At 73.7% G+C, this 7,207-nt stretch carries 7 protein-coding genes; 1 reads left to right on the forward strand and 6 read right to left on the reverse strand.

Translation table 11 applies throughout. The features are described 5' to 3' along the window. Positions 1-59 precede the first annotated feature (59 nt). Together AB0N73_RS14670 and AB0N73_RS14675 are read right to left on the reverse strand one after the other, a co-directional pair. Positions 60-1,493 carry a PepSY domain-containing protein gene (locus tag AB0N73_RS14670; protein WP_363564769.1) on the reverse strand — a complete coding sequence of 478 codons (1,434 nt, stop codon included), beginning with the start codon at positions 1,491-1,493 and terminating at the stop codon, positions 60-62. 171 nt (positions 1,494-1,664) lie between these two features. Then, positions 1,665-2,294 (reverse strand): hypothetical protein, encoded by a 630-nt coding sequence (locus AB0N73_RS14675; protein ID WP_363564771.1) that lies wholly within the window; start codon positions 2,292-2,294, stop codon positions 1,665-1,667. A gap of 89 nt (positions 2,295-2,383) precedes the next feature. Here AB0N73_RS14675 and AB0N73_RS14680 point away from each other — a divergent pair, with 89 nt between their 5' ends. Beyond that, positions 2,384-3,130 carry an alpha/beta hydrolase gene (locus AB0N73_RS14680; protein WP_363564773.1) on the forward strand — a complete coding sequence of 249 codons (747 nt, stop codon included), beginning with the start codon at positions 2,384-2,386 and terminating at the stop codon, positions 3,128-3,130. Here the strand turns inward: AB0N73_RS14680 and AB0N73_RS14685 are convergent. From AB0N73_RS14685 to AB0N73_RS14700, 4 genes are all read right to left on the reverse strand, one after another. Further along, positions 3,106-3,870, reverse strand: coding sequence for a phosphate ABC transporter ATP-binding protein (locus tag AB0N73_RS14685; RefSeq protein ID WP_363564781.1), 765 nt, complete (start codon positions 3,868-3,870; stop codon positions 3,106-3,108). The genes AB0N73_RS14680 and AB0N73_RS14685 overlap by 25 nt on opposite strands. Positions 3,871-4,253: 383 nt before the next feature. Beyond that, positions 4,254-5,213, reverse strand: coding sequence for a sortase (locus tag AB0N73_RS14690; protein ID WP_363564775.1), 960 nt, complete (start codon positions 5,211-5,213; stop codon positions 4,254-4,256). Then, positions 5,210-5,917: a hypothetical protein gene (locus tag AB0N73_RS14695; protein WP_363564777.1), complete on the reverse strand. Its 708-nt coding sequence runs from the start codon at positions 5,915-5,917 to the stop codon at positions 5,210-5,212. The genes AB0N73_RS14690 and AB0N73_RS14695 overlap by 4 nt, the downstream gene beginning before the upstream one ends. Then, positions 5,914-7,017 carry a hypothetical protein gene (locus AB0N73_RS14700; protein WP_363564779.1) on the reverse strand — a complete coding sequence of 368 codons (1,104 nt, stop codon included), beginning with the start codon at positions 7,015-7,017 and terminating at the stop codon, positions 5,914-5,916. Before AB0N73_RS14700 ends, AB0N73_RS14695 begins: the two co-directional genes overlap by 4 nt. Positions 7,018-7,207 lie beyond the last annotated feature (190 nt).

Here is a 7,207-nt window from a genome sequence, read left to right on the forward strand (position 1 = left end):
TCCTGTCGACCGCCTGCGTCCCGGGCCTGGCAGAAAGCCGGGTAAGACCGCGACGGCGCTCAGCCGCTCGCACCCCGACGTCGCTGCCGCCAGCCGATGACGGTGTCCAGCAGCAGGAAGCCGAGGAGCGTCCACCCGACGAAGGGCAGCCAGATCCCGAGCACGACCGCGCCGATCCCGACCGCCGCGAGCCCCCACCACGGCGCCTCGCGGAGCGCTCCGCGCCGCGGCGCCGCCCCCATCCGCGCCGTCCCGCGCCCGGGCCGCCGCTTCCACCACATCAGGTAGCCGAGCACGACCATCGCGGCGATCGCGGCCGCCAGCACGAAGAGCACGAGCTGGTTGGCCAGGCCGAACAGCGACCCCATGTGCAGATCGATCCCCCATCGCGACAGCTTGGCGAGCAGCGGGAAGTCGGCGAAGTCGATGCGGTCGACGACCTGCATGGTGTTGCCGTCGATCGCCACGGCGTCGACCTGGGTGGGGAACGACGTCTGGATCTCGCGCACCGTCCACGCGCGACCCGCCTCGGCGGGCGGAGAGATCTCGATCAGCCCGGTGTCGATGTTCACGCGCTGGGCGATCGCGAGGACCGCATCGAACGTGGCCGGGTTGGCGGCGCCGGTCGGTGCGCCGACGGCGCCGTGGTGACCCGCGTGCTCGTCGTCGGCCTCGCCCGCCTCACCGAGCGTCGTGGTGATCGTCGGCGTCGCGCTGCCGAGGGCCGCGCGCAGGTCCGCGACGTTCTGGCCCGCGTACGCCGACCAGGTGATGCCCGTGGCGGAGAGGAACACCGCTCCCAGCACCATCCAGACACCGACCGACGCATGCCACGAGAAGACCCGGCGGTAGCCGCGCACGCCCCGCGCGGGGCGGACGAGGTCGCGCTTGGCGCGCGTCTTGCGGATGCGGACCGCCCACAGCACCAGCCCGGCGACCGCGACGATGCCGAGCCACGATGCGGCGAGCTCGCTGTAGAACCGGCCGAACTCCCCCAGGTGCAGGGTGCGGTGCAGGGTCGAGATCCAGGTGCGCACCGGCAGCGCGCCGCTCGTGCCGTACGCGACCAGGTCTCCGCGGATCTCGCCCGTCCCCGGGTCGACGAACACGGCGCGGGACTCGCTGGCGCCCAGGCCGTCGGCGGCGAACATGATGCGTGTCGTGTCGCCGGGTTCCGGGGCGGGGCGGACGGCCGAGAGGGTCGCGTCGCCGTCGACGTGCTGCTGGGCGATGCGGATCTGCTCCGCCAGGGTCAGGCGCGTCTCGGTCGGCGGCGCTTGCAGCTCGTGCGCGTACACGACCTGCTCGATCGCGGGGGTGAGCGCGTAGAGCGCTCCGCTCACGGCGGCGACGAGGATGAACGGGCCGACGAGGATGCCGGCGAAGAAGTGCAGCCGCCGCAGCAGCTGCGGGAACCAGTCGCCGCGGGGGCGGGGGGTCGGAGGCGCCGCGGCGGGCGAGGCGTCGGAGGTGGACGTGGTGGATGCGGTCATGACGAGCCTGTCGGATGATCCCGGGCGTGACGGAGCCACGCGCCGGACGCGCCGCGGTGTCGCGGCGTCGGCGAACGGGGATGGCGGTGCGTCCCGCGCCTGGAGGCGGGAGTCACCGGAGCGGGACGACGGGCGTCCCGTGCGCGCGTCCGCGGCGCCGCCGGGGCGGGGTCAGGACGCGGCGGCCACCGGGGGTCCGCGGCGACGCAGCGCGCGTCCGACGACGCGCTCCATCGCGGGGCGCTCGTCGCGGGCAGGCACGGATGCGGTGCCCGCCGGGGCGGCGTGGGGCAGGACGAGGGCGGCGAGCACCCGGGTGCGGAGGGCGCGAAGACACAGCAGGACGACGGCGCCGAGTCGCTGCACCGCCCGCTCGCCGCGATGGAGCGCGACGGCCGTGACGAGGGCGGCGAGCGCGTGACCCGCCCACATGAGGGCGTCCGGGCCGACCGCGGCGGGGATCGCGGCGCCGGAGCCCGCCGCATCCACGATCGACAGGCCCGGCATGTGGTGGTCGTGCGCGCCGGGTATCGCCGTCGATGCGACCGGAGCCGCCCCCAGCACGAACAGGGCGTGGAACAGCGCTTGGCTGACGCCGGTGCCCACCAGCAGGCGGGGAAGCGACAGGGTGCGCCCGGCCAGCAGCACGCACACGGCGACCGACAGCGTCCACGGCACGGCGAGTCCGAGCGCGCCGGGCATCTCGCCGCCGGCGCTCACGTGCGAGAGGAGAGCGACGAACGTCGCCACGGATGCCGCGAGCGCACCGCGCAGGACGCGGGACAGCCGGGTACGACGCACGCCCCCAGTATCGCCGATGCGGTGGCACATCTCCGGATCAGCCCGCAACCCCGCCCGCTCCACGGGGCGGCGACCGCTAGCGTGCGGTGATGTCCTCCACCCCCGCGCGCCCGCCCCTGCGCGCGCTGGTCCGGGGGCTGTGGGAGCGGGGCGTCTGGTGGGTGCGCGACTACGCCTACGCCCTGCGGACGCAGATCGGCGCCGCACTCGACCGGACGCCCGCCGACGCCTACGCCACGGGGTCGGGACGCCCGGTGGTCATGCTGCCGGGCATCTACGAGGACTGGCGCTTCCTCCGCCCGCTCGCGCAGGCGCTCCACGCCCGCGGCCACCCCGTCCACGTGGTCACCGCGCTCGGGCGCAACCGGTGGCCCGTCCCCCGGGCAGCGGCGCACGTGGCTCGGGTGCTGCAGGAGCGCGACCTCCGCGACGTCGTCCTCGTGGCGCACAGCAAGGGCGGCCTCGTCGGCAAGCACCTCCTGAGCGAGACGGGCACCGGCGAGCGCGTGCGCGCGCTCCTCGCCGTCGCCACCCCGTTCGGGGGGTCGCGCTACAGCCGGCTCATGCCCACCCGGGCGCTCCGCGCGTTCGCCGCGAGCGATCCCGTCCTGCGATCGCTCGCCGGCATCACCGCCGTCAACGCGCGCATCGTCTCGGTCTACGCCGCGTTCGACCCGCACATCCCCGAGGGCTCGGAGCTGGCGGGGGCACGCAACGTCCGCCTCCCGACGGGAGGGCACTTCCGTATCCTCGCCCACCCGCGCGTGCTCGCCGAGTTCGACCGGCTCGCGGCCGATCCCGCGCCGGATGCCTACCCGAACCGGCCGTTGACGTAGTCGAAGGTCCGCGGGTCGATCGGCTCGCCGAACATCGCGTCGGTGTCGCCGTGCTCGACGATGTGACCGGGCTGGCCCTGCGAGGCGAGGAAGAAGGCGCACTGCTGCGAGACGCGCTGCGCCTGCTGCATGTTGTGCGTGACGATGACGATCGTCACCTCGTGCGCCAGCTCGAGCATCGTCTCCTCGATCACACGCGTCGAGGTGGGGTCGAGCGCCGAGCAGGGCTCGTCCATGAGCAGGATGCGGGGGCGCACGGCGAGAGACCGCGCGATGCACAGACGCTGCTGCTGCCCGCCCGAGAGCCCCCCGCCGGGCGAACGCAGGCGATCCTTCAGCTCGTTCCAGAGGCCCGCCTTGGTCAGGCACGTCTCGACGAGGAAGTCCTTGCGGTCGCGGTCGGCGCGGACGCCCGTCAGCGCCAGCCCCGCCACCACGTTGTCGTAGATCGACATCGCCGGGAACGGGTTGGGCTTCTGGAACACCATGCCGATGCGCTTGCGCGCTTCGACGACCGGCAGCGTCGGCTCGTAGATGTCGGCGCCGTCCAGCAGCACTTCTCCCGCCAGACTCGCCGACGGCACCAGCTCGTGCATCCGGTTGAGGATGCGCAGGAACGTCGACTTGCCGCATCCGGAGGGGCCGATCAGGGCGGTGACCTGTCCGGCGGGCATGGTGAGCGAGACGTCCTGCAGCACCTGGTGGTCGCCGAACCACGCCGAGATCAGACGGGCCTCCATGAGCGAGGGAGCGGTCAGCGCCCCGGATGCGGCGCCGAACACGTCTGTCGGAGCGGGTGACGCGAGCACCGGAGCGACGCCGCCGACGGCGCCCGGAGCGCCCGACGTCAGCTGCTCGGGAGGAACGGCAGGACCGGGGGCCGGCGCTCCGGAGCGTCCGCCCAGCGCACGACCGAGGAAGCGGGGGCCGGCGGCGCGGTGTTCGCGCCGGCCCGACCGCACGGCCACATCCGCCGGCGCGGCCGCGAAGACGACCTCGGTGACGGGTTCTGCCGGGGCGACGGGCGGCGCGAACATCTCGGTGATGGTCTCGTCGACCTGGGGGGCGGCGGCCGTGTCGGCGACGGGCTGCTCAGGGGTGGTGGACATGGGTCGAGCTCCGCTCAGATGAGGTTCGGAAGAAGGACGGCGACCTGCGTCGCGGTGATGAGCCCGCCCAGCAGCAGGAGCGGCACGAAGACGAGCCAGGTCTTGGGCCAGCCGAAGCGCCGCAGCGACCAGATGGCACCGACCTCGGCCACGAGGAGGAACTGCAGCCCGAAGATGAGCGCCCAGACGGTACGCGTGTCCGACGCCAGCGCCGCGTCCTGCGGCGGCAGGGTGGCCGGGGTCGTCTGGCGCGCACCGCGCGGCTGGGCGTCGCCCACGAGCGTCGCGTCGACGTACTGCACACCGACGGGAGCGAGCGGACCGCCGCGCGCGGTCATCAGGATCAGTCGGCTCTCGCCGCGACGCGGATTGGCGGGCGCGGGGTCCCCCGCGTACCGCGTGCCCATGACCTCGAAGATCTGCTCGCCCTGGCCGGTCGTCACGGTGAACCGCTCACCGGGCTGGATGCGGGACAGCCCGCCGAACGGGCCGCCGTAGGCCAGGGAGCGTCCCATGACGACGCTGACGCCCGCCTGCCCGGGCAGCACGGTGTCGCGACGGTGCCCGGGTCCGTTCATCAGGGTGCTTCCGGACGTGCCCTCCACGACGATGTCGTACAGACCGATCGCGGGGATGTCGATCACCGCCACCGGGTCGCCGTCCGCGAGCAGGACGTCGTCGGCGTCCCCCTCACTGACCGGCGCGGTGCCCTCGGCGAGCTGCATGCGGAATCTGTCCTCGAGCTGCTGCTGGGTCGCGTGGTACGACAGGTTGCCGAAGAGCAGGATCGACAGCAGGAAGGTGGCGACGAGGGCCGCGACCATCAGCAGCACGCCGCGGATCACCGCCTGCCGCAGCGTCAGCGGGGCGAGCGGTGCGCTCGGCGGGCGCCGCGGCGGGCGAGGCGGTCGGGCACGGCGCGCGGAGGGTGCAGGGGACGCGGGGGCCGCAGGAGACGGGATGATGACGGTCATGCGGCGCTCGGGGCGGGGACGGGCGGGGCCGCGAACACGCGCGAGCTGAGGTGCAGCAGCACGAGCGCGAGCGCGACGAGCAGGACGCCGATCGTCACGAGCCACGGGAACACCCACACGACGGCGGCACGGTGCACGGGCGCCGTCTGCTGGCCGTCGATCGTGGCGGGCGGTTCGATGGTGACGCGCCCGACCACGAGAGGCCACTGCCCGCTCCCCTCGAGCGTCGCACCGACGACGCGGGACTCGCCGGGCTTGAGCGCGACCACGGCGACCTTGCGGTCGTCGATGTGGGATCCGGCGACGGTCGACATGCTGAACAGTGCCGACGCGTCGATGCTCTCCTCCGACAGATTCCGCAGGGTCACCCACAGCTCGGTCTTCCCCTGAAAGGGGTCGAGTGTCGGGCTCGAGGCGCCGGTCACGTCGCTCAGATAGAGGCCGCCGGCGATGAGGACATCGGATGCGGCGAGCTCCGGCGCGGGGGTGTCGGTCGCCACCGGGGCGGTCGTCGCGACGTCCGCCGGACGGACGGCCGAGGGGGCGTGCGGGGCCGGGGGCCCGAGCACCGGCACGGAGATGCCGATCCCGCCGGTCTCGTCGTCCGCCGCCAGGGCGGGCGTCAGCGCGAGCGAGAGGACGAGGGTGGCGAGGGCTGCGGATGCCGCGGCGAGCGCGCCCACGCGCAGAAGGCGGGCCCTCATCGCACGCCTCCCCCGACGCCGGCCGGCTGCGCGTCGCTCTCGGCGGCCTGACGTGCCGCTTCGGCCTGCGTGAACGCCATCCACTCGGCGGCGCGACGGTCGTCACGACGCCGGCGCCAGCGCCGGTAGACGACGAGCAGCACGACGAGGACGATCAGTCCCACCAGCACCCAGGGCATGGCCCATACGCCGGCCTCGCGGTCCACCTGCGGTGCCGGCGGGGCCTGGCCGGCCAGCCCGCTCTGGTCGCCGCGCGAGTACAGCGACGCCGACGGGACGACGTACACGTACTGGCCGACGGGTCCGAGGTCGTAGGTCACCGTGCGGGATGCGCCGGGGAGGAGCTCGTCGAGGTTCTCGAGCCGGCGCTCCACCAGATCGGTGCCGAAGAAGCTCTTCACCCCGAGCACCAGGGTCGGCGCCAGCGCGATGTTGCCCTGGTTCGTGATCGTGAGCGAGACCGACGTCGTGCCCTCGAGCGGGTTGAGGCTCGGGGTGTAGCCGGCCGCCATCCCGGTGATGTTCAGCAGAGACTGCAGGTCGCCCGGGACGCGCACGTACAGCCGCGTTCCGACGCGACGATCGACGAGGATCTGCGCCGAGGGCGTCTGCGCCGAGACGAGGAGTCCGCCGGCGTGATCGCCGGGGCCGGCGTTGTCGGGCACGGTCAGCGTGAAGCCGAGCGCACGGTCCTCACCGGGCGCGAGGTCGAACTGCATCCGGGTGGTGCCGTCGGCGAAGACGATCCAGGCCCCCGCGTCGGCGGGCGTCGCGTTGGCGTCGAGGAGCGCGAAGTCGCCGCCCTCGGTGTTGAACGCGTCCGTCGCGTAGACCGTCACACGCTGGGCGGTGGAGCCGGTGTTCTCGACGCGGTAGCAGTCGGTCACCTGCTGGCCGGGCGTGGCCTCGTAGGTGAAACGCGATCGGCCGTCGCGTCCGCCGTCGTCGCCGCAGGGACCGCCGGCGATCGCCTCGGTGTCGTCGGCGCGGGCGGATGCGGGGGCGAGGGCGATCGCGGCGCCGGAGATCAGCGTCGCCGACAGCAGCAGCATCGCGAGGGCGCGACGCGGGAAGATACCCGTTCGGGTTCGGGTGAACACGGACTATTTACTCCATATCGGACTGTCGGGCGTCGGTCCCACGGGTGAACGAGACGCGAACAGTGCGGATCGCAGAGCCGCGTTCCGGCGGACGGCCGGAACGCGGCGGGGAAAGAGGGGGCCGGGCCGGGGACCGGCCCCCGCCCGCTGTCACTTCGAGACGACGGTGACCCGCCTCGGCGAGGTGTTG

The organism is Microbacterium sp. NPDC089189 (genome assembly GCF_040685095.1).
GTDB lineage: Bacteria > Actinomycetota > Actinomycetes > Actinomycetales > Microbacteriaceae > Microbacterium.

Excerpts from the sequence above, each read along its gene's own strand:
- AB0N73_RS14670 (WP_363564769.1), bottom strand. The coding sequence starts at position 1,493 with ATGACCGCATCCACCACGTCCACCTCCGACGCCTCGCCCGCCGCGGCG.
- AB0N73_RS14680 (WP_363564773.1), top strand. The coding sequence starts at position 2,384 with ATGTCCTCCACCCCCGCGCGCCCGCCCCTGCGCGCGCTGGTCCGGGGG.
- AB0N73_RS14685 (WP_363564781.1), bottom strand. The coding sequence starts at position 3,870 with ATGGAGGCCCGTCTGATCTCGGCGTGGTTCGGCGACCACCAGGTGCTG.
- AB0N73_RS14690 (WP_363564775.1), bottom strand. The coding sequence starts at position 5,213 with ATGACCGTCATCATCCCGTCTCCTGCGGCCCCCGCGTCCCCTGCACCC.
- AB0N73_RS14695 (WP_363564777.1), bottom strand. The coding sequence starts at position 5,917 with ATGAGGGCCCGCCTTCTGCGCGTGGGCGCGCTCGCCGCGGCATCCGCA.